The organism is Shumkonia mesophila, assembly GCF_026163695.1.
Taxonomy (GTDB): Bacteria; Pseudomonadota; Alphaproteobacteria; order Rhodospirillales; family Shumkoniaceae; genus Shumkonia; species Shumkonia mesophila.
In genome coordinates, this window is the sequence record NZ_JAOTID010000022.1 from 1 (window position 1) to 24,886 (window position 24,886).

At 62.1% G+C, this 24,886-nt stretch carries 23 protein-coding genes and 1 pseudogene; 13 read left to right on the forward strand and 11 right to left on the reverse strand.

Features of this window, described 5'->3' with window-relative positions:
- Positions 1–714 (forward strand): IS4 family transposase (locus tag ODR01_RS23025; protein WP_316980062.1); only part of this gene is annotated, 714 nt, incomplete at its 5' end.
- A 139-nt stretch (positions 715–853) separates the two neighbouring features.
- On the opposite strand, the gene ODR01_RS23030 is transcribed toward ODR01_RS23025, so the two are convergent.
- From ODR01_RS23030 to ODR01_RS23050, 5 genes are all read right to left on the reverse strand, one after another.
- A complete protein-coding gene (locus ODR01_RS23030; RefSeq protein ID WP_316980063.1) occupies positions 854–1,651 on the reverse strand; it encodes an SDR family NAD(P)-dependent oxidoreductase in 798 nt (265 codons plus the stop codon).
- A gap of 28 nt (positions 1,652–1,679) precedes the next feature.
- A complete protein-coding gene (locus tag ODR01_RS23035) occupies positions 1,680–3,155 on the reverse strand; it encodes a tripartite tricarboxylate transporter permease (protein ID WP_316980064.1) in 1,476 nt (491 codons plus the stop codon).
- Positions 3,156–3,204: 49 nt separating this feature from the next.
- Positions 3,205–3,666 carry a tripartite tricarboxylate transporter TctB family protein gene (locus ODR01_RS23040; protein ID WP_316980065.1) on the reverse strand — a complete coding sequence of 154 codons (462 nt, stop codon included), beginning with the start codon at positions 3,664–3,666 and terminating at the stop codon, positions 3,205–3,207.
- Positions 3,667–3,865: 199 nt separating this feature from the next.
- A complete protein-coding gene (locus tag ODR01_RS23045) occupies positions 3,866–4,837 on the reverse strand; it encodes a tripartite tricarboxylate transporter substrate binding protein (RefSeq protein ID WP_316980066.1) in 972 nt (323 codons plus the stop codon).
- Positions 4,838–5,218: 381 nt separating this feature from the next.
- Positions 5,219–6,136 (reverse strand): 3-hydroxyacyl-CoA dehydrogenase NAD-binding domain-containing protein, encoded by a 918-nt coding sequence (locus tag ODR01_RS23050; protein WP_316980067.1) that lies wholly within the window; start codon positions 6,134–6,136, stop codon positions 5,219–5,221.
- A gap of 226 nt (positions 6,137–6,362) precedes the next feature.
- Here ODR01_RS23050 and ODR01_RS23055 point away from each other — a divergent pair, with 226 nt between their 5' ends.
- The gene (locus tag ODR01_RS23055; protein WP_316980068.1) at positions 6,363–7,127 is read left to right on the forward strand and encodes an IclR family transcriptional regulator; all 765 of its coding nucleotides are present in this window, start codon (positions 6,363–6,365) and stop codon (positions 7,125–7,127) included.
- Between the two features lie 86 nt (positions 7,128–7,213).
- Here ODR01_RS23055 and ODR01_RS23060 read toward each other — a convergent pair whose 3' ends face one another.
- Positions 7,214–8,407 carry an iron-containing alcohol dehydrogenase gene (locus tag ODR01_RS23060; RefSeq protein WP_316980069.1) on the reverse strand — a complete coding sequence of 398 codons (1,194 nt, stop codon included), beginning with the start codon at positions 8,405–8,407 and terminating at the stop codon, positions 7,214–7,216.
- Between the two features lie 232 nt (positions 8,408–8,639).
- The gene (locus ODR01_RS23065) at positions 8,640–9,629 is read right to left on the reverse strand and encodes a peptidyl-alpha-hydroxyglycine alpha-amidating lyase family protein (RefSeq protein WP_316980070.1); all 990 of its coding nucleotides are present in this window, start codon (positions 9,627–9,629) and stop codon (positions 8,640–8,642) included.
- Positions 9,630–9,944: 315 nt separating this feature from the next.
- Between ODR01_RS23065 and ODR01_RS23070 the strand changes: the two genes are divergently transcribed.
- From ODR01_RS23070 to ODR01_RS23085, 4 genes are all read left to right on the forward strand, one after another.
- Positions 9,945–10,706 carry an SDR family NAD(P)-dependent oxidoreductase gene (locus tag ODR01_RS23070; protein ID WP_316980071.1) on the forward strand — a complete coding sequence of 254 codons (762 nt, stop codon included), beginning with the start codon at positions 9,945–9,947 and terminating at the stop codon, positions 10,704–10,706.
- A gap of 221 nt (positions 10,707–10,927) precedes the next feature.
- Positions 10,928–12,241: an ArsB/NhaD family transporter gene (locus tag ODR01_RS23075; RefSeq protein WP_316980072.1), complete on the forward strand. Its 1,314-nt coding sequence runs from the start codon at positions 10,928–10,930 to the stop codon at positions 12,239–12,241.
- A 56-nt stretch (positions 12,242–12,297) separates the two neighbouring features.
- Positions 12,298–13,296, forward strand: a complete 999-nt coding sequence (locus tag ODR01_RS23080; protein ID WP_316980073.1) for a dihydroxyacetone kinase subunit DhaK — start codon at positions 12,298–12,300, stop codon at positions 13,294–13,296.
- Positions 13,297–13,300: 4 nt separating this feature from the next.
- Complete coding sequence (locus ODR01_RS23085) at positions 13,301–13,912, forward strand: dihydroxyacetone kinase subunit L (protein WP_316980074.1); 612 nt, start codon at positions 13,301–13,303, stop codon at positions 13,910–13,912.
- Positions 13,913–14,041: 129 nt separating this feature from the next.
- Here ODR01_RS23085 and ODR01_RS23090 read toward each other — a convergent pair whose 3' ends face one another.
- Positions 14,042–14,992, reverse strand: coding sequence for a LysR substrate-binding domain-containing protein (locus tag ODR01_RS23090; protein ID WP_316980075.1), 951 nt, complete (start codon positions 14,990–14,992; stop codon positions 14,042–14,044).
- Between the two features lie 137 nt (positions 14,993–15,129).
- Between ODR01_RS23090 and ODR01_RS23095 the strand changes: the two genes are divergently transcribed.
- From ODR01_RS23095 to ODR01_RS23120, 6 genes and pseudogenes are all read left to right on the forward strand, one after another.
- The gene (locus ODR01_RS23095) at positions 15,130–15,573 is read left to right on the forward strand and encodes a tripartite tricarboxylate transporter TctB family protein (protein ID WP_316980076.1); all 444 of its coding nucleotides are present in this window, start codon (positions 15,130–15,132) and stop codon (positions 15,571–15,573) included.
- 43 nt (positions 15,574–15,616) lie between these two features.
- The gene (locus ODR01_RS23100; protein WP_316980077.1) at positions 15,617–17,098 is read left to right on the forward strand and encodes a tripartite tricarboxylate transporter permease; all 1,482 of its coding nucleotides are present in this window, start codon (positions 15,617–15,619) and stop codon (positions 17,096–17,098) included.
- 77 nt (positions 17,099–17,175) lie between these two features.
- Positions 17,176–17,862, forward strand: a complete 687-nt coding sequence (locus ODR01_RS23105; RefSeq protein ID WP_316980078.1) for an RraA family protein — start codon at positions 17,176–17,178, stop codon at positions 17,860–17,862.
- A gap of 54 nt (positions 17,863–17,916) precedes the next feature.
- A complete protein-coding gene (locus ODR01_RS23110; RefSeq protein ID WP_316980079.1) occupies positions 17,917–18,882 on the forward strand; it encodes a tripartite tricarboxylate transporter substrate binding protein in 966 nt (321 codons plus the stop codon).
- A gap of 167 nt (positions 18,883–19,049) precedes the next feature.
- Complete coding sequence (locus ODR01_RS23115; protein WP_316980080.1) at positions 19,050–19,733, forward strand: HpcH/HpaI aldolase family protein; 684 nt, start codon at positions 19,050–19,052, stop codon at positions 19,731–19,733.
- Between the two features lie 245 nt (positions 19,734–19,978).
- A pseudogene (locus tag ODR01_RS23120) lies at positions 19,979–20,041 on the forward strand (hypothetical protein); the annotation flags it as partial.
- 129 nt (positions 20,042–20,170) lie between these two features.
- On the opposite strand, the gene ODR01_RS23125 reads toward ODR01_RS23120, so the two are convergent.
- On the reverse strand, positions 20,171–20,467 hold the full coding sequence (locus ODR01_RS23125) for a hypothetical protein (protein ID WP_316980106.1): 297 nt from the start codon (positions 20,465–20,467) through the stop codon (positions 20,171–20,173).
- Between the two features lie 143 nt (positions 20,468–20,610).
- On the opposite strand from ODR01_RS23125, the gene ODR01_RS23130 reads away from it, so the two are divergent.
- Entirely contained in the window at positions 20,611–20,865 is a 255-nt protein-coding gene (locus ODR01_RS23130; protein WP_316980107.1) for a hypothetical protein, read from the forward strand.
- A gap of 304 nt (positions 20,866–21,169) precedes the next feature.
- Here ODR01_RS23130 and ODR01_RS23135 read toward each other — a convergent pair whose 3' ends face one another.
- Together ODR01_RS23135 and ODR01_RS23140 are read right to left on the reverse strand one after the other, a co-directional pair.
- Positions 21,170–22,678 (reverse strand): tyrosine-type recombinase/integrase, encoded by a 1,509-nt coding sequence (locus ODR01_RS23135; RefSeq protein WP_316980081.1) that lies wholly within the window; start codon positions 22,676–22,678, stop codon positions 21,170–21,172.
- A 13-nt stretch (positions 22,679–22,691) separates the two neighbouring features.
- Positions 22,692–24,767, reverse strand: a complete 2,076-nt coding sequence (locus ODR01_RS23140; RefSeq protein WP_316980082.1) for a hypothetical protein — start codon at positions 24,765–24,767, stop codon at positions 22,692–22,694.
- Between the last annotated feature and the right edge of the window lie 119 nt (positions 24,768–24,886).

Below are 24,886 nucleotides of genomic sequence, written 5' to 3' on the forward strand. Positions count from 1 at the left end.
AACGGCCACCATACGATCGCCGACGAGATGACGGCTGTCGAGATCGCCGGCGAGCACCAAGTCGAAGTTCGCAACGGCAAGGGCCGCGTCGAGACGGCAACCGTCGAGATCAGATACCGCAGCGTTCGCGTCCTGCCGTCGATCGGAAAGCAGAAGCGGTATCCAGCGCTTGTCCTGACCGTGCTGCACGCCCAGGAGCAGAGCGAGCCTGCCGATCGACCGAAAATAGATTGGAAGCTGATCACCGACCTGCCTGTTGACTCCCACGAGGCGGCCATCGAAAAGCTTCGCTGGTATGCTCTCCGCTGGAAGATCGAGGTGTTTCACAAGATCCTGAAGTCAAGTTGCCGCGCCGAAGAGGCAAGGCTCAGGACAGCAGACCGTTTGGTGCGGTTGATCTCGGTATTCTGCATCCTGAGTTGGCGGGTGTTCTGGATGACCATGATCAACCGCACCGTCCCAAACGCCGCGCGTGGCATCGCGCTGACAGATATGGAAACGATGCTGCTCGACCGGCTGCTGCCGGACGAGGATCCCCGACCGCCGCGCGAAAGGACGCTCTCCGTCTATCTGACCAAGATCGCACGGCTCGGCGGCTATCTCGCACGCGCCAGCGATCCGCCGCCCGGCAACACGGTCATGTGGCGCGGCGTCTCCCGCCTAACCGACATCAAACTGGGTGCCATGCTCGGCGCGGGGCTTGTGGGTAATTGAAAGCGTCACCGGACGCGTACGAGCGACCGAGGTTGAGCGCGTGGGACGACGCGCGGGGCAAACACCGAAAGAACGAAATGGCTCATTTGGCGAAATGCATCGATGTTGCCCGATTTGACCGTTCGGCTGGGGAAGCGGTTCATACGACCATCGAGGTGCCGCCATCGATGTTGATGGCGATCCCCGTCAGATAACTGCTCCGCGCGGAAGCCAGAAACGCGATGACGTCTCCGGCTTCGGGCGCTTCACCGACCCGACCCAGCGGAATGCCCCTGGTCCTGGCCTCTTCCGCGTACAATTGGTCCATGGATGTTGCCGGATCAGCGGCCAGTTTGGCTGCATAGCGTCTTTCGTGTTGCGCACTTTTAATGAAGCCGATGCAGACCGTGCTGACCAAGATGTTATCTTTTGCGAGGTCCTTCGACAGACCCTTGGTCAGTGCTATTCCTGCTGCCCTTGATACGGCCGTCGGCATGGACGCCGCGTGGGGTGTCCGCCCGGCCAGGTTCGTGACGTTGATGATCCTGCCGCCACCCACCTTCCGCATTTCGGGAACGACGGCCGCGATAAAGCGAATTGCCGACCAGAGCTTCAGGTCGAGATCGGCTTTCCATTCATCTTCGGTCACCGCGTCGAAGGGTTTCGCCATGGATGTTCCGGCGTTGTTCACCAGAATATCGATACGACCGAAGGCTTCCAGGGCGGCGGCGACCACCTGGGCCGGTGCGCCGGGATCGGCGACGTCGGCGGGAATCGGGAGGACGCGCCCCCGGGCTATCCGCCGGATGTCGTCGGCCGCCGTCTCCAAGACATCGGCCCGGCGAGCGACGACGGCGACGTGCCCGCCTTCCTCCGCGATGCGTCGTGCGGCGGCCTTTCCAATCCCCGCGCTGCCACCAGTGACGATGGCCGCTTTGTCTGTCAGTCCAAGATCCATCGCCGATACCCTTTCATCGGATCGCCCGTCAAACCTCGCTGTCCGTGCCCCGGACCGCGCTGAATGCCCGGAACGACGAGGCGAAGGTCACCACGGCGGCAAATAGCAGCAGCGTTGCTGCGATAGGCTCAGTGACAAAGATCGACATATCGCCATTCGACATTTCGAGCGATTGCCTCAGTGCGCGTTCCATCAGAGGTCCTAGGACCAGTGTGAGCACAAGTGGAGCCAGGGGGATATCGAGTTTCTTGAAGAGGTATCCGATGATCCCGAACGCCAGCATCGAGCCGATGTCGAAGACGTTGTTTCTCAGGCTGTAGACGCCGATAAGGCAGAAGCCCAAGACCAGCGTCAGGAGGATCGTGTAGGGGATGCGCAACAACGCGACCCACACCGGGATAAAGGGCAGATTCAGGATAAGGAGGATGCCATTACCGATGCACAGGCTGGCGATGACCGCCCAAACGAATTGCGGATGTTCGGTGAACAGTGAAGGTCCGGGGATGAGTCCGTTCATCATGAAGGCACCCATCAGGATGGCGATGGTCGGGGAACTCGGGATTCCGAGGGTGAACAGCGGAATGAGAGCGGCGTTGGCATAGGAGTTGTTCGCCGTTTCCGGAGCCGCCACACCTTCGATCATGCCCGTCCCGAAAAGCTCCGGCGTCTTGGACAGCCGCTTCTCGATCGCATACGAGAGAAATGTGGGGATCATCGACCCCAGTCCCGGCACCAGCCCGAGAAAAAAGCCCAGCACGGTGCCTCGCGCAATCGGCATGGCCGAAACCCTGAGGTCCCGTTTCGATGGGAATATGGAGGAGACCTTCTTGTCAAAGACTCCCTGGTTGCCGCTCTCGAGGTTCAGAAGTATCTCGCCGATGCCGAACAGCCCCATCACCACCGGCACGATTCCGAACCCGTCGAGCAGGTTTAAACTGCCGAATGTGAAGCGAGGTGCTCCCATCACCGGATCGATGCCGATTTGAGCCAGTAGCAGGCCGAGAACGGCCGCAATGAGGGCCCGCAGCAAGGACTGGCTGGCCAGCCCGGTTACGAGCGATAGGCCGACCACCAGCAGAGCGAAGATCTCGGGGGGGCCGAATTTCAAGGCGAGCCGGGTCAGCGGCAAGGCCATGACGACCAGCCCGACGGTCGCCACCGTCCCGCCGACGAATGACCCGATCGCGGCGATCGCCAAGGCCGGGCCGGCACGGCCCTGCTTGGCCATCTGGTATCCGTCCAAACATGTCACGGCAGACGCGGCTTCCCCAGGGGTGTTGATGAGGACGGAAGTGATGGTGCCGCCATACATGGCGCCATAATAGATGGCGGCCAGCATGATGATGGCACCGGTCGGATCCAGCGCTGCCGTAAGGGGGATGAGAATGGCCGTGCCGGCGGCGGGGCCCACGCCGGGCAGCACGCCGATCAGGGTCCCCACGATACAGCCGATTAACGCGAACATTAGGTACGTTGGCTGTAGGACCGTCGCAAAGCCGTTCATGAGAAGGTGAAATGTGTCCACGCCTTCGCCCTTGCTTTCTGGAGTCTTATCAGAGACCGAATATCCCGACGGGAAGCGGCACGCTCAACCAATGGACGAACACGTAATGGGCGCCGAAACTTCCAGCCAGGGCAATTGGCACGGTTACGATCAGACGATGCCGCCCCAGCGTGCCGAGTAGGAATACGTACATGGCCAACGTGGTGAGGCGGAAACCCAGCGTCTCGATAAGGGGAGCCGCCAACGCCAGTGACAGGACAACCGCCGCCATCCGCAGATAACGGACGCGGCTGGTGGGGAAATACAGCGACATCGGTCGGCGCTGTGTAAATGTCTGCACGAGCATGCCGACCGCGAGAGCCCCGAGGATGAGGGACAGCCAGAAGGGGAAGAACCCGGGTCCGGGTCCGATTGACGTGAAGTAAGTCAGTTGGAGGGACTCGTAAACGAGGAGCGATGCGAGCAAAAGCAACAGCGTTCCCGCAATCCGATAAGCGCGTTGCATGGTCATTTTGATTATGCCGGGGGACAGCCTCGGCCCTCTCTCCCTGCCGGACGTGCAGCGGTGCTGCAAGGGAAGGGGGCAAGCGGCTTGGGGGCCACGATCGTATTGAGCGGGCGAAACTCGAATGCCGCCTGTGGCCTGACTACCAACAACAGTCCCTTGCCCCGTCCGGTCCTCCTCGGATTTCGAATCGGTGTGTGAAGCCTTACTTGCTCTGCTCTTTGGCGATCGCAATGAGGGGCTTCAGGTTCTCGTCGAAATTGGTCCAGAAGGCGTCGTACCCTTGTGCGTCAAGGTATTGGATCGTGTTGCCAAGCGTGTCCATTCGCTCCTTGGCGTGCGGGTCCTGGGTCGCCTTCCGCAGGGAGTCGGACAAGACTTTGATGACTTCCTTTGACACACCGGCCGGCGCGGCGAGGCCGACGAATGAACCGATCGGCTTGGCGTTGATGCCCAATTCCTTGAGGGTCTTGACGCCGGGCAGGAAGTCGCTCCTCTCGTCATCCATGACCGCGAGAACACGAATGGTTCCCGCCTTCTGGTGGGTCAGCAATTCACCGATCGAGTTGAAGGCGACGCCGATATGGCCACCCAGGAGAGCCGTAATCTGCGGCCCGCCGCCCTGGAAGTTGACAGTTGCCATCTCGACTCCGACCGCCCGCTGGAACTCGATGTTGGCGAAATGGCCGGTCGACATGAAACCCGTCGTGCCACTCCTGACTTCCTTTGGTTTGGCCTTGGCCGCGGCGATCACGTCCTGAATGGTCTGGTAGGGGCTGGTGGCCAGCACCGACACGGCAAAAGGCGCCCCGTACGCATTGCCGATGGTTTGAATGTCCTTACGTCCGAAGGTGGCCTTGCGTTCCGGATCAAGGTAGATGCTCGCCTGGGTCGGGAGGATTGACCAGAAGATCGTGTACCCGTCGGGCTTCGCCCGGAGCGCCTCGCTGACGCCGATTTGCATCGACGCCCCCGGCTTGTTGATGAGCTCGATCGGTACGCCCAGGTCCTTCTCCATCAGCGGAGCAAAAAGCCTCGCGGCCGTGTCTGCGCCCCCGCCGGGAGAAGAGGGCATGATCATGGTAATCGTACGGTCCTTGGCCGGATATTCCTGAGCAGCGGAAGGCAGCGCCAGCAAGAGTGCCGCCATTCCCGTAAGTAGAGTCGACTTTTTCATGATGATTTCCTTGATCCTATCCCGAACCAGAAGCCTACAGGAGGTTTGGGCCGCCTCCCGCAAGGAGAAACGTCTGTTGGAGAGAGGGCGGGTATCAGTGGCTAGGTTGCAAAGGGAACTGCCTCCATCCATTCATCTCATTTATTGAGACGTCTTATCGTTTTTTGAACTATGGCACTTTGGGCCAGGGGTGTCAATGAAGCTTCCCCCTGCAACGGTGCTCCGGCTCACGCTATGTCCCGCGGGCGGTTGCCGAAGAGGGGCCGCCCATTATTCGGACGCCGCGGGAAAGGACGGCGCTCGCATTTCTGGGGCAGGGAAGGGGGCGGCGACGCTCACTTGTTCAAGGCGCCGCTGCCGGCCGCCACCTCAGGATCCTCTTCAGTCGGGTGGAAGGGAGGCGCGCGGCGAAAAATCCGGCTCTCCTTTGGGCAGTTCGTTTTCAAGGAAGGTGCTAAGCTTCTCCAGGCGCCGCTTGGCGGAGGCGACGACACCATCGGCGTCGCGGCCGCTCCAATCGTAGAAGCCGCGTCCGGAGCGGACACCAAACTCGCGGCGCTCCAACTTCCGGCCCAAGATGGCGCATGGCTCCTTGGTGTGGTTCAGATGCGGCACGATCGAATACTGGGCGCGCATATGCGGCTCCAGGTTGTTGATGTCCTTGCCCTCGAGCAAGCCGGTTACGCAGAAGCGGGGCCCGAGCAGCCGCTTCGCAACCTTGTCGATATCCTCGGCCTTGACGGTTCCCGTCTCGATCAAGTGGTAGGCTTCGTGCAGGATGGCGTGCTGCAAGCGGTTCCACAGGTAGCCGACGATCGGATGGGCAAGCACGATCGCCTCCTTGCCCGCCCGCGCCAGGGCCGCCGTTGCCTTTCGCACCGCAGAGTCGAACGTTTTTTTCGTACGCACCACCTCGACGAGCGGTGAGACCTCGGCTGGCGTGAAGAAGTGCATACCCAGGAAACGCTGGGGATGGGCGAGGACGATAGCGATGTCCTCAAGCGGCAGGCCGGAGGTGTTGCTGGCGAAAATGGGGCGGTCGCCGTAGACCTCTTCCAGGGCCCGGAAGACCGTACGCTTGATCTCTATCTCTTCGTAGACCGCCTCGACCACGAGGTCAGGCACTTCATCCGGCAGGGTGCCGACCAGGCGCACGCCTTGCGGTACCGGCGTAGCCGGATCGACGTTGGGGTCGTAGATCACCGTCGGTATGCCGCCTCCGGCGAAGACGGCGGCGATGCCCCGTCCCATAACGCCGCACCCGACCACCATGATCGTTTCTATGGATGTCTCTTTCATCGTCCTTGCCCTCTACCAGGAAACCGCGGGAGGTCTTCTCCCGACCAACGCACGCTGCAATATCCCGACCTGTATACCGATCATCCGAGGAGCCGAAAGAATTGCCTTCTCGGGCCTATTGGGTTGCTGGCACCCGTTCCGAGCGGGCCGCGATCCGGAGCCGAAGTTGATTTGCCGAAGGCAGCCGGTCATTATTCGCCAACGGATAGAAGGAACGCCGGTCCAAATGATGAACGAAAGCGGTACCGTAAATCGCGTCATGAAACTGATCAGTTTGCTGGCCGATCATTCCGACATCACGGCAAAACAGGCCGCCTTGAACTTAGGATGGCCAATCAGCACCACCCATCGGTTGCTCCGTACATTGTCCGCCGCCGAATTTGCGACCCAAAAAGGCCCCGGGTTGTTTGCCCCAGGGCTGGAGCTGTATCGCATCGCCGGGCGGCTTAGCGTGGCCGTACCGTACGCGCAAATAGGAGAACCCTTGCTCGCCTCGCTTTCCGAGCGGTTTGGGGAGACCTCGCTACTATCGGTTCTGGAGCGCAAACAGCTTAAAATGTACATCGCCAGTTCCGCCGCGCCAAAAGACCCCATGCGCTATACCATCGATCTGAACCGGCGCGTCTCGATCGTCTGGGGCGCATCCGGACGGGCCCTGCTGGCGCACCTGCTTCCCGAGGAAGTCGACCGTGCCATCGCCATATGTGACGAAACAGACGCGCGTGGAAGGGGCATCGACCTCCCGGAGTTGCAGGCGTCGTTGCAGGCGGTCCGGGAAAACGGCTATGCGATGACCGAATCGCACCGGGTATTGCACGCTGTTGGGGTCGCTGTTCCTTTTTTCGGTGTGCAAGGCGAGGTCGTCGGAAGCGTCGCATTCCAGGTGCCGGAATTTCGCTTCAACATTGCCCGCGTCCCTGAATACGTCAGGGTATTGAAGGAGACGGCGGCCGTGATCGCCCAGCGAATCGGTTCGGCCACGGAAGGCTGATCCCATTGGGTCCGCCTGCGTGTCGCCACGAAGCGACGGCGAGGCCCGGTCAGGAGTCCTCCCCGTCGGGGATGGCCTTCGGGGGATCATGTCGCTCTGGCGTTCAGGCCGGTGGAACGATCAGCTTTCAGGCAAAGCGCGATCATTTGCTCCGCGACTCCGGGCGTCACGTCCTTGCGTTCGCCAAGGGCGACCATTCCATGGCGCCTCAACTGGTCGATCACCTGCGGAATGGCGTTTGCCTCGATGCCATAGTCGGCCAAGTAGGTTGGCACGCCCAAGCTTTCGAAGAAATCCCGGGTGCAGGCGATGGCCTCGTCGATCGCGGCCTCGTCCGACGGATTGTCGATGCCCCAAACACGGCGGGCGTATTGGACCAGCTTGCCCCGCTTGCCGGCGCGGCATACGGCCATCGTGGCTGGATAGAGCACGGCCAGGGTCTGCGCATGGTCCAGGCCATAGAGCGCCGTCAACTCGTGGCCGATCATATGGGTCGTCCAATCCTCGGGTACACCGGCCGCGATCAGGCCGTTCAACGCCAATGTTGCGGTCCACATGATGTTGGCCCGCACGTCGTAGTCCTCGGGGGCGGCCAGGGCCTTGGGCCCTTCCTCGATCAAGGTGAGCATGAGCCCTTCGGCAAACCGGTCCTGGACGGCGGCGTTGACGGGATAGGTCAGATACTGTTCGAGGACATGCGCGAAGGCGTCCACCACGCCGTTAGCGGTCTGCCGCGCAGGCAGGCTATAGGTCGTGGTCGGATCGAGGATGGAGAAGCGCGGATAAACCAATACGCTGCTGAAGGGCAGCTTGTCCCGGGTCGCCTGGCGGGTGATCACGGCGACGCTGTTCATTTCCGATCCGGTGGCCGGCAGGGTCAAGACCACGCCGAAGGGGATCGCCTCGGACAGCGGGGTGCCTTCGGCTACGATGTCCCACGGCTCTTCCTTGAAGGGGATGGCCGCGGCAATGAACTTGGTGCCGTCTGCGACCGAGCCGCCGCCCACCGCCAGCAAGAAGTCGATGTCTTCACGGTGCGCCAGTTCGACCGCCCGCATCAACGTTTCATAGGTAGGATTAGGCTCGATTCCCGGGAACTCCAGGACGGTCCGCCCGCCCAGGGCGGCCCTGACCTGGTCCAGCACGCCGTTCTTCTTCACACTGCCGCCGCCATAGGTGATCATGACCCTGGCGTTGGTCGGGATCTCTCCGTCGAGGCTGCCGATCTGTCCCTTGCCGAACAGAATTTTGGTCGGGTTCCTGAAAGAAAAATTCTGCATCTTTGCTTCTCACGTCTGGAGGGGGGGGCGCGGTACTCCTCCCGATTCACCGCAGATCAGTGATCGATCGGACGATGGACAAGAAGAACCGCTTGTTTTCGGGTTCAACTCGAAGCGGCAGATCGCTTGAGAGGCGACGACGAGCCCGCGATGCCTCGGGCTCGTCCCGAAGTCTGAGGATACAACCATCCTTCGGCTCGACAGAGATCATGGCCCCCCGACGTTGCGGCCCTCAAGAAGCCGGTTTCGCTTGGCCGTCCTCAATACGGGTCAATTTCCTCACCCGGCAAAGGTTGTCGGGGACCGGCGTCCCCGGGAACAGGGACGGCCACGACAGGGTCCCGACCTGGCCGACATAGAGATTGCCGCGCGAATCGACAGCAAGGCCGTGCGGCGACAGGAACTGACCGGGGTTGTTACCGGCCGGGGGGTCTCCCGCCAGCCGCCCCAGAAGCTTTCCATCGCGCGTCATGATGCTGATCCGGGGGCCGAGATTTGGCGCCGTGCGATTGAAGCTGTAGTAGGGGCCGATCTCGCCCACATAACAAATGGGCGATTCATCGTTGGATAGACACAGGCCGCATGGCCGGTGAAGGTTGTTGATCTGCGTTTCGTATTTGCCGTTGCCGTCGAAGATTTGGATGCGATGGTTCTCCCGGTCGGCGACATAGAGCCATCCGTCGGCATCGCAGCAGATGGCATGCGGAAGATTGAACTGGCCTTCGTCGGCGCCGGACCCGCCCCACGTATGAAGCAACTTGCCGTCAGCGGAAAACTTGTGCACATGGGCGTTGCCGTAACCGTCGGTCACATACAGGAAATCGAGGTCCGGCGACAAGGCCGTGTGGGTGCACCGGTTAAAGGGCTTGCCGCTCATGTAGGGCCCCGGCTTGTTGGAAACCCCGAATTCCATCAACACCTTGCCGTCGAGACTGCATTTGCGAACGGTATGATCCACCCAGTCGGTACAATAAATGCAATCGTCGGCGCCGATATGCAGGCCATGCGCTCCTGAAAACACGTCCTGACCCCACGTGTCGAGGAAGTTGCCGGCCGAATCGACGACGATGATCGGATTGGGTCCCCGGTTGAAAAGATAGACGCGATCCCGTTTGTCGACGGCGACGGCCGCGGCATCGCCTATCTCGATGTCCTTGGGAAGTGTCGGCCAATTCTCTTCGGCGCGATAGGTATAGGCGCCGGTACCCATTATGGCATCCATTGAGGTTTCCTTATCGACAATAACCACTCTGGTTCATCCATCGCTTCCGATCCTCGGAGAGGGCCGGAACCAGCCGACAGGCTAGTGGTGGCTCTCCCGGTGTCGTCGCTGTCCCGCCGCCATGGCCACGGATGCGGCCGGGGTGGGAAACCGATAATAACCCCTATACATCGCATATTCCAATATATAAAATATCATCTCGATAAATGAGATTATGGAAAGAGGGAGGGCGGCTGACGCTTCGCAATGACGGACGGCGCCCCCGATTAAAGGGGTCGTTCGTGCGACACCGGGAAAGACCAATGGGAGGATTCGATGGAAGATCTCAAGGGTAAGAAGATCTTGGTGACAGGCGGCAGTTCCGGCATCGGCGCCGCCGTTGCCCTTGGTTTCGGACGGGCCGGTGCAACGGTTGCCGTCCATTTCAATCGATCGGAGGCGGATGCCCGAAAGGTGATCGCCGCCATCGAGGCGGCTGGCGGTTCCGCCGTCGCCGTCGGAGGTGATCTGGCGCTCGCCGGCGGCGCATCGGCGGTGGTCGAGCGGGCAATCGAGAGCCTCGGCGGCATCGATATCCTTGTCAACAATGCCGCTGCGATGGTCTGGCGTGTCGAGGTGGCCGATGCCGACGATGCCTATCTGGACGAATTGATCTCCCTCAACGTGTTGGGTGTCGTGAGGGCCAGCCGCGCCGTCATTCCACAACTACGTTCACAGGGCGGGGGCACGATCATCAACACCTCGTCGATCGGGGCGTGGACGGGCGGCGGCGGCGGGTCCGTCGTCTATGCGGCCAGCAAGGGCTTCATCAATTCTTTCACCCGCGGGTTGGCCCGCGAGCTGGCGGGCTCCGGCATCCGGGTCAATGCCGTGGCGCCGGGGCTCATCGACACGCCGTTCCACGACGGGATAACCAGCCGGGAAACCATGGAGCGCTTGATCGGGCGGGTGCCCTTGGGGCGGGTCGGTGTTGCCGAGGATGTGGTCGGGGCTTTCCTCTATCTCGCCTCGGAAATCGCCAGCGGTTACGTCACGGGAACCGTCATTGAGGTAAGTGGAGGCGTCGTCATGCACTGAGCGGCGCGGAATCGGCACGGCGGCGACGGGTACGGGCGGTGTCAACCCGCCGCCAGTCTTCTGTCCCCCCCAAGGGGGATCGCGAATCGAAGCGGGTCTGGCCAAAGCGCCGGCCATAGCAAGGACAAACCAGCGAGGAGGAATCGCTCCGGCTATGACACGTCGTTATAGAATGGACGGAACCTCCCGAACATCAAGAACCAAGCGGGAGAACGCTACCAATGGATTGGAGTCAGGTGCTGATTCTTGGCGTGTTTGCGGCGACGATCGCAACCGTGATCGTCAACAAGATCGACAGCACCGCCACCGCGCTGGTCGGGGTCGTGGCGATGATCTGGATCGGCAATATGACGGAAACCGAGGCCTTCCTGCTGGTCGACTGGAACGTCATGGCGATCCTCGTCGGCATATGGGTGCTTGCGAGCTATTTCGGAAAGACCGGCATCCCCGGTTGGCTTTCGCTCCAGGCCCTGCGGCTTTCCGGCGGTCGGCCCGGGCTGCTCGTCGTGATCTTGTCATTGCTGGCAGGGCTCATCTCGATCTTCGTCGACAACGTGGTGACCATCCTGATGATGGCGCCGGTGGCCCTGCCGCTGGCACGGGCATTGCGCATCGACGCTACGCGCATCGTCCTGATGATTGGGTTCAGCGCCAACTTCATGGGAACGGCGTTGCTGCTGGGTGACCTGCCGCCCCAGATGCTACACAGCGTGTCCGGCATCGAGTTCGGAGGCTTCATCTGGCAGCACGGCCGGCCGTCCTCGTTTCCAATCCTGATGGTAACCTTCGCCGTCACCCTGGCCTTCATGTACTTCTACCGCTTCCGTCGGACGGCCAAGCCGGCGGCGGTCATGAACGCGCAGATCGAGGGCCATATCCCCGATCCCCTGTTTGCCGCCATAGCTGCCGTCATGCTGGTGCTGACGATCCTGGGAATGGCGTTCCGGGAAGCCCTCGACGTGAAACTGGGGTTCATTGCTATGACCGGCGCGGTCGCTATGGTGCTCGTCGTCGAGATGCTGGGCAACCGGCTCAAGGCCCCGAGCTTCGAAGAGATCTTCCAGGCACTCGATTGGCGTGCGGTGTTCTTCTATATCGCGTTGTTCGCCCTGGTTGGCGGGTTGGAAAAGACGCACGTCCTGGCGCTACTGGCCGGCGAACTGAAGCCGTTGTTCTCCGAAAACCTGGCCCTGGGCGCCACGCTTCTCTATTGGATAACCATCCCCATCGTTGGCCTCGTGGAACACGACGCCTACATCCTCACATTCCTCTACACCATCCGGGATTTGGGCGTAGACGGCATTCCGACGTGGCCGCTCTGGTGGATGCTGGTGTGGTCAGGGACCCTCGGCAGCAACCTCACCATTGCCGGTGCACCGGCACTCTACGTGGCCCTTAGCATCGGCGAGAAGGAGCAAGGTCGAAAGGTTTCGCTGCGCGAGTTCCTTTCGTGGAGCGTCCCGTTCACGCTGGTCGCGTCCCTCGTGTGCTACGTGCTGGGAATGCTGATCTGGGTCCTGCCCAGCATATCGTGAACAAGCGTGGCATTTTCCGGGCGGGAAATTGAAAACTTCAAGAGAGGTGATTTTCAATGAAGAAGATCCTGAACGATGTGTATTCCTACGTCGATGAAATGCTGGTTGGGCTTTGCGCGGCGCATCCTGAATACTATGCGCAGACGGCAGAGGGTGCCCGCGTGATCAAAAGGTCGGACGCTCCCATCAAGGGCAAGGTCGGCCTGGTGACGGGCGGCGGCTCGGGGCATCTGCCGGTGTTCACGGGATACGTCGGTCAGGGTCTGCTCGACGCGGCGGCGATCGGCGACGTGTTCGCTTCGCCGTCGGCCGACCAGATGGTCGAGGCGATGCGGGCGGCCGACGGTGGCGCCGGCATTCTCTGCATCTACGGCAACTACGGCGGCGACGTGATGAATTTCTCGATGGCCCGCGATCTGATCGAGATGGAGGACATCCGCACAACGGCGGTGGTGTTGGCAGACGACGTGGCCAGCGCTAAGGCGGCCGAGGCTGAAAAGCGGCGCGGCGTCGCCGGCCTGATCTACGCCTACAAGGTGGCCGGCGCCGCGGCCGACGCCGGAGAGAATCTTGACGAAGTCACTCGCCTAGCTCGGAAGGCGGCCGATAGCGTCCGCTCGATCGGTGCCGCCCTGACGTCGTGCACGGTGCCGCAGGCCGGTAAGCCCACTTTCCAGATTGGCGAAACCGAAATGGAGATGGGCATGGGTATCCACGGCGAGCCGGGTGTCTGGCGCGGACCCATGCGCACGGCAGACAAGATCGCTGCCGAGATGATGGACACGCTTCTCGCCGACCAGCGGCTGGCCGCCGGCGACCGGGCGTCGGTGTTGATCAACAGCCTGGGAGCGACGCCACCGGAAGAGCTCTACATCCTCTACCGCTATGTCAAGCGGCGGCTGGACGACCTGGGGGTGAAGATCGTCATGCCGCTGGTTGGCCGCTACGCCACGTCGATGGAGATGGCCGGCGTGTCGTTCACCTTCTGCAAGCTGGACGAAGAACTGGAGAGGTATCTTAAGGCGCCCGCCGAGTGCGCATTCTGGAAGGTGTGATGCGATGCCGTTGACAAGCAGGGAACTCGCTTCGGGATTTGCTGCCATTGCCGCTCGGATGGAGGTGTCGGCGGAAGAACTCAACCGCCTGGACGCCGAGATTGGCGACGGCGACCTCGGTGTAACCATGGTACGGATCGGCCGCGGCGTCGGCGACGTCCTGGACGACCTGCCCGACGACGTCGGGATGGCGTTGACGAAATGCGTTCAGGCTATCACCAAGGTCTCCGGCTCCAGTTACGCGACGGTCGTGGCGATCGCCCTGATGAGTGCCGCCAAGGCATGCAAGGGGCGCAGCGAGGTGCCGTGGTCAGAGATGTCCGCTCTGTTGGCGGGTGCCTGCCAGGCCACAATGGAACGGGGTAAGGCCGCCTTGGGCGACAAGACGGTGATCGATGCCCTTGATGCCTGCCGTCAGGCGACGGCGGGGCTGGATGAACCGGCCGCCATCGTTGCGGCGATGGGCAGAGCGGTCAACGAGGTGCTGGAGCGCATGCGGCCGCAGCCGTGCCGTATCGGCCGGGCCCGCATCTTTGGCGACAAGACCGTGGGCCTCGACGATCCCGGCATGGTTGCCTTCCGCTGCATGATCGAGGGCATAGCGGGGGGCAAATGAGTGGCGGGACGAGACGGAAGACCCTCGGAGGACATCGTACGGCTGGTGTGAGTTTTCGATTTGGTTCTTCGCCAGCGCCCAGAATCCCGCAATGGGGTCGAGGAACTTTCTCGGGCGCCCCAAGTCGATTCACTCCGACGAGGTTCCTGGCTGAAAGCGCAGTTGACCGTGCCAAGTCTTGCTTCGAAACAGTTCAGCGATGATCTCATGAAGGATCGTGCGGATCGCCAGCGAGGCGCGGGATGGTTGTCCTCGCGTCGGCATATCCAAGACCATCGTCCGGCGCAGAGAGGGGCGGACGATACGGGCGGCGCTGAGAAGGCCGGCTGCGCATTCCTGTTGAATGGCCGCCCACGAAAGGATGGAATGGCCGAAACCGGCGGCGATCGCCGCTTTCAGAGGACCGTGACCGTCGATCTCGTAGGCGGTCTTGATGGTCAGGGTCCTTTTCACGGCTTCTCTTTCGATCAGCATTCTCATGCTGTGGTGGCGCGCCGGCAGCATCAGCGGGCGGAGGGTCGCAGCCTTGAAAGAAATCTGGGTGGCGCCGTCGTTGGCGAAGGCGCCGGCCGGACCGACGAGATACAGATCTTCGTTGAAGAGGGGCATGCACCGATGTTCGACGACGTCTTCTAGGTTCAACGCCATATCAAGCCGTTCCGATATCACCCATTCGGCCAAGGCCGCGCTGGTGCCCTCCACTAGGTGAAGCGTAATCCCCTTGTGCTTCGAGTGTACGGAGTTGAGGAGCAGGGGGGTCAGGGGCGCAGCGATCGAGCTGGCCAGACCCAAGGTGATACTGCCCGTCACCTCGAGCGTACGATTGCGGAGCTCATTCTCGGCATCCTCGATGCGACTGACGATGGAACGCGCGTGATGGAGCAGCGCCGTTCCCTCCTCGGTCAGAGTGATCCCGCGCGATCGCCTGTTGAAAAGCGACACGCCCAGGGACTCCTCCAATTGGCGCACGTGATGGCTGAGCGCCGGTTGGGCGATATGCAGGCTCTTTGCCGCCTGCGAAAACGACTCGAACTCGGCGATGCGCAGGAAATATAGGAGCCTACGAGAATCGAGCAGCACGTGACCTCTCCGATTTGCCATGCGGTAAGTGATATAACGAATTTATATCAGCATCATAAAAAGTATGTATTTTTTTTATAAATTGGCATCGACTAGCGTTGCTCTCAACAACGAAGAAATAGCTGGGGTACGCTGGGATGGTCAAAATTCACGACCGAATTGGCGCAATCGTGCTGCTTCTCGTCTGTGGGCTGGCATGGACGGGCAGCGAACGATTTCCCACCGACGCGGTGATTTTCCCGAGGATGGTGATTGCCTTCCTGGCCATCCTTTCCGTGGTGATGTTGGCGAAGACCTTCGTCGGCGGCCGACCGAGCGGACCTGACAGGCCCTTCTTCATCAACGGGCGGCGCTTCACCGCCACTGCGGCGGCCATCGTCGTCTACATCTACGGCGTTTCCGTGCTCGGCTATTTCACCGCGACCGTCGCTTTCCTTCCGTTGACCGCCTGGAAGCTCGGATACCGCAAGGCCGGACACTTGGCCGTGATGGCTGTCTCCTTTTGCGCCATCATTTTCCTGGTCTTCGTCGCGCTATTCGAGCGGCCGCTGCCGGCCGAGTGGATCCTGAAAATCCTGTGAAGGGGGACGGGGCTTTGATCGTTCGAATATGGGAGGGAACGGCATGATCGACGCATTGGTACATGCCATGTCCGGGGTCCTGGCTTGGCAGAACCTTCTGGCCATGGTCGCGGGAACCATCGGTGGCATCCTTGTCGGCGCCCTACCGGGGCTGACGGCGGCCATGGGCGTCGCCGTCCTTCTCCCACTGACCTTCACCATGGACCCGCTGGTCGGACTCGGCATGATGGCGGGGGTCTACAATGGCGCCATTTATGGCGGCTCCATTCCCGCCATTCTGCTCCGCATTCCGGGGACACCGGCGGCCATCGCGACGACCTTCGATGGCTATCCCATGACCCAGCAGGGGCGGGCCGGTCAGGCCCTCCAGGTCGCCGCGGTTTCGTCGGCGGTCGGCGGCATGATGAGCGCGATCGCCCTGATCGCCCTGGCGCCGCCGCTGTCGATGGTCACACTCGCCTTCGGGCCGTCGGAAATGTTCTGGGTCGGCGTCTTCGGACTGACCAGCATTTCCGTCCTGCTCGGGGAAGATACCATCAAGGGCCTGATCAGTGCCGCCATCGGTCTTCTCATCGCCATGGTCGGCGTCGATCCCATGACGGGACACGAGCGCTTCACGTTTGGCAGCATCAACCTCGTCAGCGGCTTCAACATCGTCGTGCTGCTGATCGGACTTTACGCCCTGCCGCCGGCGATCATGCTGGCCGAGGAGGCCGTGGTCCAGGGGATCGACCGCGCCGTCCTGCGCTTCTCCGGGAAGACCCTGCCGGTCCGCCAATTGTTCGGTCTGTGGGCCACTTGGCTCCGCAGTTCGATCATCGGCATCATCGTAGGGATCCTGCCGGGGGCCGGCGGGAACATCGCCGCCTTCATCAGTTACAACGAGGAAAAGCGGACCTCGCACGACCCGTCGTCGTTCGGCAAGGGCAATCCCGCCGGTGTCGCGGCCTCGGAATGCGCCAACAACGCCGACAACGCCGCCGCCATGATCCCGGCCCTGACGCTGGGCGTTCCCGGCAGCATTGTCGCGGCGCTGATCATGGGGGGACTCCTGGTCCAGGGCCTGCAGCCGGGACCGCAGTTGTTCCGCGAAAATCCGGACATCGTCTACGGCTTCATGATTCAGATGTTCCTGACGGCGGCGATGCTGTTCGTCTTCGGCGGCTTGGTGTTTGCCCGCTTCTTCGCGCAGGTCCTCCGCATTCCCCGGGTCGTCCTGATGCCCATGATCATCGCACTCACGGTGATCGGCGTCTACGTGATCAACAACAGCACCTTCGATCTCTACGTCGTCTTCGGCTTCGGGCTGCTGGGCTACGCGATGGAGCGCCTCAATATTCCGCTGGCGCCGGCGACCCTCGGGCTGATCCTGGGCGATATGGTCGAATCCAATTTGCGTCGGTCGCTCCTGTTGTCGCAGGGAGACTGGACGATTTTCGTCTCGCACGGTGTGTCGCAGATCATCATCGCGGTCATCGTACTCCTCCTCGCGTACCAGTTTTTTTGGAAGCGCGCGCGGGCTTAGTGGTCCAACCGAGGTCGGCGAAACGAACGGGCATCGCGAGAGGCCCCCTTCGAAGACTTATGAAAGAGGAACGGACAATGCACGACAAAGACGACCTGCCTGACACGACTGATTTGGTTGCCCGGTTCATGCCGATCCCCACCGGCCTCGTGACCGATGCCCTTTCCCGCCTGGGCCTCAGGGGATGGATGGACGACGTTCTGCCGCTGGTGCCCGGCACGCACGTCGTGGGGAGAGCCCGTACCATCGCGTTCGGTCCGATCCGGGGTGCCGGAAAGCCGCAGCAAAGCATGTACGCGCTAATTTCCCGCATGGCGGCCAGAGACGTCATGGTCGTGGGAAGCGGCGGGACCAGGGACAATCTGCTGGGTGACAACGTCGGGGCATTCGCCGAACGCTGCGGCCTGAACGGCATCGTGACGGATTCCAAGGTGCGCGACTGTTCCGGCCTGCGCGAACTGAATCTCGCGGTCTTCTGCCGTGGACCGGGAGTCCGTCCGCCCAGCGAAGTCGAACCGCGGGCGTACGACGTCGACGTTGACTGCGGTGGGGCCCAGGTGCGGCCGGGCGATATCATCGTCGGCGACGATGACGGGATCACCGTCGTTCCGGCCGATCGGGCCGAGGAGATCCTGACCCAGATCGAGGACCTCATGACCTTCGAGGCCGGCATGGAGAAGGCCATTCGCGGCGGTGGAACCGTCGAAGACATCCAATCCCTGTTGATCAAGAAGAAGACCGTCAAACGGTCGAGCGCCGTCTAGACGGCGGCCAAGGTAGAGTACGCCTCAAAGCAGTAAACAAGGAGGAGAAGGACGATGCTCAAGCGTGTCTTGCGATTGACACTGTCGATAGCCGTGCTGACCCTGATGGGCGCCCCGGCCAATGCGACTTATCCCGAGAGGACGATCAGTCTGATTGTTCCCTTCGCGCCGGGCGGAGGGACCGATCTGACCGCCCGGACATTCTCGCCCTACCTCGAGAAGTACTTGGGCGGCACCAAGGTTATCATCGTGAACCGACCGGGAGCCGGAGGGCAGGTCGGCGCCACCGAGATCGCTCACGTCGCACCGGACGGCTACACGGTGGGCCTTCTGACCGTCCCCTATATGCTCACGCATCCGTTCGAGCGCGAAACCCGCTACACCGTCGACAGTTTCGAGCCCCTCGGCAACATGGTGTTCGACTATTCGGTCCTCGCCACGACGCCGGACAGCCCGTTTAAATCCCTGAAAGACGTCGTCGAGTACGCCAAGGCGCATCCGAGCCAACTCACGGTAGCGTCCGCTGGAATCGGGTCGAACACGCACATCGACCTCATGATGTTCGAGCAGGCCGCGGGCATCAAGTTGGTCCACGTTCCGTTCGGCGGGGGCGGGGCCTCCCGCAACGCTCTCCTGGGCAAGCACGTCGACCTGTGCGCATCGGCGATCGGGGACATGCAGCGTTTTGCCGAGGAAGGAAAGGTGACGGTTCTCGGCATCCACAAGAAAACGTGCCTCGAGACGGCGCCGAACATCCCGACCTTCGCCGAACAAGGCTTTCCGCTCTTCAATGGTGCCGCGCGCGGCTTGATTGGACCGAAGGGCATGCCCAAGGAGGCGGTCGACGTGCTCTCCGAGGCGACGTTCAAGGCCTGTCGAGATCCCGAGTTCGTCAAGAAATCGGCGGGGATGTCGCTTCCCCTCGATTGCATGAAGCATGACGATTACGCCGCCTACCTTCAGAAGGCCTACAAAGACCTTGGCGATCTGTGGAAGACGTCTCCCTGGACCAAGGAATAGGTCTGCAAGCCGATCTCGAAAGGGCGCGGCTGACGTGCCGCGCCCTTTCGGCCCCATCGCGACCCGTGGGTTGCAATGAAGTTCAGCCGGTTTCCGGCTGATCCCCCAGGAAAGAAGGAATTGTCATGGAAACGAACCGGGTTAAGACCGCCGCGCGAACTGGCGAAATGGTATATGGGCTTCATTTGTCCTTTCCCAGCCCGGCGCTGATCGAGATACTCTCATCGCAGGGCCTCGATTTCGTCTATTTCGACGGCGAGCACGGCGCGTTTGATCTTCACGATATCGAGAACTGTTGCCGGGCGGCGAACCTCGTCGGCCTCACCCCGATCGCCCGCGTCCCCGACATTTCCTCGGGAATGATCAACCGCTTCCTCGATCGCGGCGTGCAGGGCATCATCGGCCCGCATATCGCCACCCCAGCCGATGCAGAGCGTCTCGTGCAGGCGTGCTATTTCGCCCCACTCGGCCAGCGCTCGTGGGGAGACAGCCGCGGCGGCGAGGGCTACGGCATCGCCATCACCGACATGCCCCGGCGCAGGACCGAGATCAACGAGGGCATCTCCGTCGGCGCCATGATCGAGGAGAAGGAGGCGCTCGCCAACCTCGACGCCATCCTCAAGGTGCCGGGGATCGACTATTTCAATTTCGGCATGCAGGACCTGGCGCAAAGCCTCGGCCATCCGGGGCAGGACTCCCATCCGGACGTGAAGGCCTTCGTCGACGCGGTGTCTACCCGGATCCGTGCGACCGGACGGACAATCCGCGAGGATTTCATGGCGTACGCCTGGGTACGCGACGTGCTGCACCAGGGGATCCGCGCCACCATCACCACCAACAAGGCCGGATAACCCCCCCCGCCGCCATGGGGCCCGCTCGATGCGCGGCGGGCCTGTTCGCCCAGGAGGACGAGGCGTGAAGAAGATCCTGAACGACGTCTATTCGTACGTCGACGATATGCTGGTCGGCTTGTGCGCCGCCCATCCCGAGTATTACGCGCAGACCGCCCCCGGGACCCGCGTCATCAAGCGGCCCGAGGCAACCGATCGCCGGCAAGGTGGGCATCGTCACCGGCGGCGGCTCGGGCCATCTGCCGGTGTTCACCGGCTATGTCGGGCCGGGGCTGGTGGACGCCGCCGCCATCGGCGACGTCTTCGCCTCGCCGTCGGCCGACCAGATGGTCGAGGCGATGCGGGCCGCCGATGGTGGCGCCGGCATTCCTCTCGCCCGAGGACGGCTATGCCGGCTGCCATCCCAAGGACGCCATGCGGCCGCCGAGCATCGCCACCTACGACGACTTGACGGGGCGGGCCTGCGGACGCCCGTCCGCCTCGTCACGGTGGCTCCCGAACGGGATGGAGCCATCCCCCTCATCACGGCGCTGTGTGGACGCGGCATCGGCGTCGCCATCGGCCACACCAAAGCCACCTGCGCCGAGATCGAGCGGGCCGCGGCGGCTGGTGCCCGGCTGTCGACCCACCTCGGCAACGGGATTGGCCATCAGTTGGCCAAGAACGAGAATCCGCTGTTCGCCCAATTGGGCGAGGATCGTCTGGCGGCCAGCTTCATCGCCGACGGCATCCACATCGCGCCATACATGCTGCAGTCGTATATCCGCGCCAAGCAGCCCGAGCGGACGGTGCTGGTGTCCGATGCCACCGCTGCCGCCGCCCCCCCCTGGCCGCTATACGCTCGGCAACCTAGCGATCGAGCGAGGGGCCGACCCTCGTGCGCGAACCGGGATCGCCCTATCTCGCCGGATCGTCGGCGACCCTGGATGGCTGCCTGCGCAACGTCATGCAATGGCTCGGCTACGGGTTCGCCACGGCGTTCGCCATGGCCCGGGCCCATCCGCTGGCCGTGCTGGGCCAGCCCCCCGGACCGGCCCGCGGTGATGTCGCCGAGTTCGTTCGCTGGCGCCGTGATGACGATGGATGGTACGTCGTTGGAGCCCAGGTCGGACCGTGGGCGGTCGATGCTTGACGGCGATCGGTCGCGAGGCTTCGGCGGTGGGTCGCTCGCATGCTGTCAGGCGGGCAGGTCATGTCGGCTTGGTCCGGCTTGGGTGATGAGTTGAAGAGAGCCAAGCCGACACCGATGGCCGCTCCAACTGCGGCAGGGCAAGGCACCGACGACCGAAGATGACACACATCCGGAAGCGACGGATCGCGACTGTTGGTCCGGCAGTTGCGGGTTGAACGGCGGGGGTCGGTAGGAAACATGGCCGCCGGGTGAGGTCGCCGGCAGTTCGACAGAACCGATGAGCGCCAACGGCTACATTCGGAGGTCACGAAGTCCGAAGCGGGCGACCGGGCCGTCGGTGGTTCCGCTCCAATTTCGGTCCGACGGCTTCGATGAGCTTCTTGCCCGCCTCGTCGAGAGCCCTCCCCGCCTTGAAGGATTCGGAAATCAACTGGTAATGGGCTATAGATCGCGGATCGCGGTGGTCCAGCATGACGCGCACGAACGGCAGGAGGCGACCCTCCTCGATCGCCATGCTCGTCGCGTAATTGGTCCGGAATGCGTGGGGCCCGACTGCCCGGCCGAGCTGCTTCCGGGTCCAGTGCGTGACGCGTCGCCAAATGCCGTCTGGGGACAATGGCCTGCCGAAGCGGCCGATCCAGAGGTGTCGTTCATCGGAGCCTGCGGCCATCAACTTTGGCCTGTACTGGTCCCACCACAGGCGATGGAAACTTCCGAGAATGGCTGTGGGGTAGGGGAGAGAGGATTCATCTCCGTTCTTCGTTCGCGGCCACCACAACTGGTTCGGCAGGCCATCTGTTCCGAAGGCAAGGTTGATGCCCACCTCGATCTCCGCGATGTTAGATACCCTTTTGGGTCGCAACGCGAGGAAGGCGATGAGATAGCCGTCGCGGAACTTCGTGGCCGTCCGCGGGGTGGGAGCCTCTTCGATCGCTTCCACCATCAATTGAATGCCGAGTTCGCACAACTCATCAATCGGTACGAACTTCGCCCATTTGTCGCGGGACGGCTCAGCGATGTTCTCCAGGGCCAGCCAGTCGCGCTTGAGCCATCGCCAATCGACCTCGGGCCAGAGCTCGGCGGCGACCCGATAGACTAGGCCGACGTAGGTGGCGATCGTCACCGGGGAATTCTTCCGCCTCTCACAGGTGGCGACGAACCCGTTCAACGTTTCGGGTGCGGGCATTTCCTGGCCGTTGGCGGCTGTTCTCACCCAAGCCAGCCAGCGGCACCATCCCCTTTCGAGGGCCTTGCGACGAACGGGCGTCAGCAGATGCAGCGGGACTGAGGACCAGGGGGATGACTTGTCTGCGTCGGCCTCGTGTGATGTCGCGTTTCTCTCCTTTCGGGTCTTGAACGTGCCAAGACGGGGACCGGCGTCCAATTGGCCCTGCCATTTTTGCCGGTGCTCCGGACTCCATTGGTCCAGACCTGGGTGGCGGCGTGGCCCGACTGGGCTTGGCGGAGGGCTTTTCGGCGGCTGCGTGAGGGGCAAGCGCGCCTTTTTCCAAAGCCAGAGCCAGTCCGCATTTGGGTGCACGACACAGAGAGCATAGTAGAGATCGACCAAGTAGCTCGCCACGGAGGAGGCCGCGAAGCGTGACGCCAAGAAAAACTCGTAATCGTCGATCGTTGACGAGATGATCTCTTCCGTCCCTGTCTCGAGAAATGCCAGAAAGCGACCGTATCCGCGGGCCACGCGCCGAGCATAGCCTTTCGACCATCGCGCGACCGTCCGAGATTCGGCCCATCGGGCTCGTTCATCCTCGGGCCAGTCGGCAAAGGGAATGATCGGGATCGTATTTTCTTTCATGGTGCCGCCTCCTTCATTGCCGCCGTGTCCGTTTGGGTCTCATCGCCCTCTCGGCCAGCCGGCCGGCGTGCTGGTCCAGTTCGTCCGCGGCCCACATCGACTTGATCTCCACGTAAACATTGGTCGCGCGAGAACCCGGCTTGTGGCCGAGCAAAGCGGCAACCAGTTCCAATTTGTGGGTCACGTAGAGCAGGTAGCCACCCATCAGCTTTCGCCAAAGATGCGGATTGACGTAATGGCCAGTCCAATCGTTGACCATCTGCGTGACCTGGCGCCCGAGCTGCCCATGGGACTTGGCGGCGCCGGGGTCTGCCCCCGGAAACAGGTACGGATTGGTGGGGTCGTTCTCGATCAGCTTCGGTCGGTACTGGTTCCAGTGGATCTCGATGAGTCGCATCTTCCAAGGTGCCAGGGACGCCTGGGCATCGGTGATGCCGTTCTTGTGGGTCTTGCGGATCTTGTAGTGCAGGGTGCCAGCACCGCCTCTCTTGGTGGGGCGGATGATGTTAACGTCCATCCGAGTGCGCCTGAAATCTGCCCAGCGTACGCAAAGAGTTTCCTGCAGCAGCACGCCGATCGCCGCTTCGGCCCGCAAGGCCATGTCCCCGGTGACGACGCCTTTATTGCGGCGACGTTCACGCTCAAGGTCCTCGAATTCCCAGCGGGGAATGCACAGTAGGCCGGCCATCGTCTCAAGGTCATTGAGGAAGGGAGCGAGCCGCCGCCGATCCTTGTCTGGCATGCGGCCGAGATTCTCGGCTTTGTCATTAACGAGCTTCTTGAGTTTGGCAAAGTCGTTGATCTCGGCTTGGCTGATTTCTGGAACCCATCGTTGGGCAATCGACCTCAGACCGCTCACGAGGGATCCCGCATACTGGCTCTCGATGCCGAGCCGCGGCCTTATGTCATCATTGATGACGCGGTCGGCGATACCAACGTCGGCAATATCGGCGATCGACGTGATGTCCTCGACTTCCATGTGGCCAAGGCGCACCATCGCCGACGCGGCGAACCAGAGCGCTTCGGCATGCTTTTCCAAAGTTGCCTCTGAGAGCGGCCCCATAAAACGTCCCTCGCGTTCGTCCTTGGCCGCCATGCGAGGCTGATACGTAGCACGAGCTTCCTCGAGCAGGGTCATACCAGGAAGGATCTCGCCGTTGCGAAGGCCGCGGCAGGCCATGTAACGGTCGATGTCGTGGCGGAAGCTCGGCAGAAACGACTCTTTAGGAAGGTTCAAGAGCTTTCGAGTTTTGCCGACCGAGAGTTTTACCTGGGGCCAAGTCGGGATGGTGTCGACAGCCCGATTCCATGCACTGCGGGTGTCGGTGATCTTGCCTGCAATATCCGGGCTGAGATCGAATTCGTGGCGATACGCGGCGAATGCTTCCACCGCGCAATCCGTGACTTCTTCCGGGGCAATGCCAAATGTGTCGCAGTAGCGGATGAATGGGCTGAGGTCTGGCGCAACCCAATCCGGCCCCGCCCGCAGGTCGTCGTTCAAGGTCCGCCATGCTTGGCCGAGCGAGCGACATGGCTTCCGGTCGACGGGAATGACGGAGGCAATACGGAGCGCCCTGCGGACACTTCCCCAAACGTTGTCATAGCGCCTTTGCGAGATGCCGAACTTTTCCGGCGTCCAGCCTTTCGAGTAGTTCCGCAAGCTGCGGGCGTCCGCCGGCACGGCCTCAGGTTGGCGTCCAATCCACCTCAGGCAGAAGTGACGGACGTCGTCGAGGATTTCTTTGCTCATCTCCGGGGAGAGGCTTTTCTCACTTTCAACCATTTTGATGACCGAGTCGAAGAAGAGGCCCACGCGGAGCTTGCTGGCGAGGCCAGCATGCGGAGCGTCTTCAACCCCATGGCCGAGCACTTCGATCGGAATGCCGGTTTCCGCCGCAAGCGCCTCCAGGGCCCGCCGATCCGGGAAGCGGCTGTTCCCGTGGACGATGTCTGAGACGTATTTCGCACTCCGATCGATCTTGAGACTCAGCGCCCGCATCGAGACGCCCATTGTGCGACAGTAGTCTCTCAACAGGGGGGCTGCGGGATGAACGGCTTTCATTGCGAGGTCGGGATCATGCTTGGACATTTCTTTTCTCCTTGGACTCGGGTCGGGCGGTCGTCACTCAGACGGCGACCGTCCGACCCGAGCCATGCGTTGTATTTTTCGGCCTGCAGGGCGCCGAGGGGAACAACCGGGTGCGCCAA

Excerpts from the sequence above, each read along its gene's own strand:
- ODR01_RS23110 (WP_316980079.1), top strand. The coding sequence starts at position 17,917 with ATGCTCAAGCGTGTCTTGCGATTGACACTGTCGATAGCCGTGCTGACC.
- ODR01_RS23105 (WP_316980078.1), top strand. The coding sequence starts at position 17,176 with ATGCACGACAAAGACGACCTGCCTGACACGACTGATTTGGTTGCCCGG.
- ODR01_RS23115 (WP_316980080.1), top strand. The coding sequence starts at position 19,050 with ATGGTATATGGGCTTCATTTGTCCTTTCCCAGCCCGGCGCTGATCGAG.
- ODR01_RS23080 (WP_316980073.1), top strand. The coding sequence starts at position 12,298 with ATGAAGAAGATCCTGAACGATGTGTATTCCTACGTCGATGAAATGCTG.
- ODR01_RS23100 (WP_316980077.1), top strand. The coding sequence starts at position 15,617 with ATGATCGACGCATTGGTACATGCCATGTCCGGGGTCCTGGCTTGGCAG.
- ODR01_RS23050 (WP_316980067.1), bottom strand. The coding sequence starts at position 6,136 with ATGAAAGAGACATCCATAGAAACGATCATGGTGGTCGGGTGCGGCGTT.
- ODR01_RS23030 (WP_316980063.1), bottom strand. The coding sequence starts at position 1,651 with ATGGATCTTGGACTGACAGACAAAGCGGCCATCGTCACTGGTGGCAGC.
- ODR01_RS23085 (WP_316980074.1), top strand. The coding sequence starts at position 13,301 with ATGCCGTTGACAAGCAGGGAACTCGCTTCGGGATTTGCTGCCATTGCC.
- ODR01_RS23045 (WP_316980066.1), bottom strand. The coding sequence starts at position 4,837 with ATGAAAAAGTCGACTCTACTTACGGGAATGGCGGCACTCTTGCTGGCG.
- ODR01_RS23070 (WP_316980071.1), top strand. The coding sequence starts at position 9,945 with ATGGAAGATCTCAAGGGTAAGAAGATCTTGGTGACAGGCGGCAGTTCC.
- ODR01_RS23040 (WP_316980065.1), bottom strand. The coding sequence starts at position 3,666 with ATGACCATGCAACGCGCTTATCGGATTGCGGGAACGCTGTTGCTTTTG.
- ODR01_RS23065 (WP_316980070.1), bottom strand. The coding sequence starts at position 9,629 with ATGGATGCCATAATGGGTACCGGCGCCTATACCTATCGCGCCGAAGAG.
- ODR01_RS23075 (WP_316980072.1), top strand. The coding sequence starts at position 10,928 with ATGGATTGGAGTCAGGTGCTGATTCTTGGCGTGTTTGCGGCGACGATC.
- ODR01_RS23055 (WP_316980068.1), top strand. The coding sequence starts at position 6,363 with ATGATGAACGAAAGCGGTACCGTAAATCGCGTCATGAAACTGATCAGT.
- ODR01_RS23135 (WP_316980081.1), bottom strand. The coding sequence starts at position 22,678 with ATGAAAGAAAATACGATCCCGATCATTCCCTTTGCCGACTGGCCCGAG.
- ODR01_RS23060 (WP_316980069.1), bottom strand. The coding sequence starts at position 8,407 with ATGCAGAATTTTTCTTTCAGGAACCCGACCAAAATTCTGTTCGGCAAG.
- ODR01_RS23095 (WP_316980076.1), top strand. The coding sequence starts at position 15,130 with ATGGTCAAAATTCACGACCGAATTGGCGCAATCGTGCTGCTTCTCGTC.
- ODR01_RS23035 (WP_316980064.1), bottom strand. The coding sequence starts at position 3,155 with ATGAACGGCTTTGCGACGGTCCTACAGCCAACGTACCTAATGTTCGCG.
- ODR01_RS23140 (WP_316980082.1), bottom strand. The coding sequence starts at position 24,767 with ATGTCCAAGCATGATCCCGACCTCGCAATGAAAGCCGTTCATCCCGCA.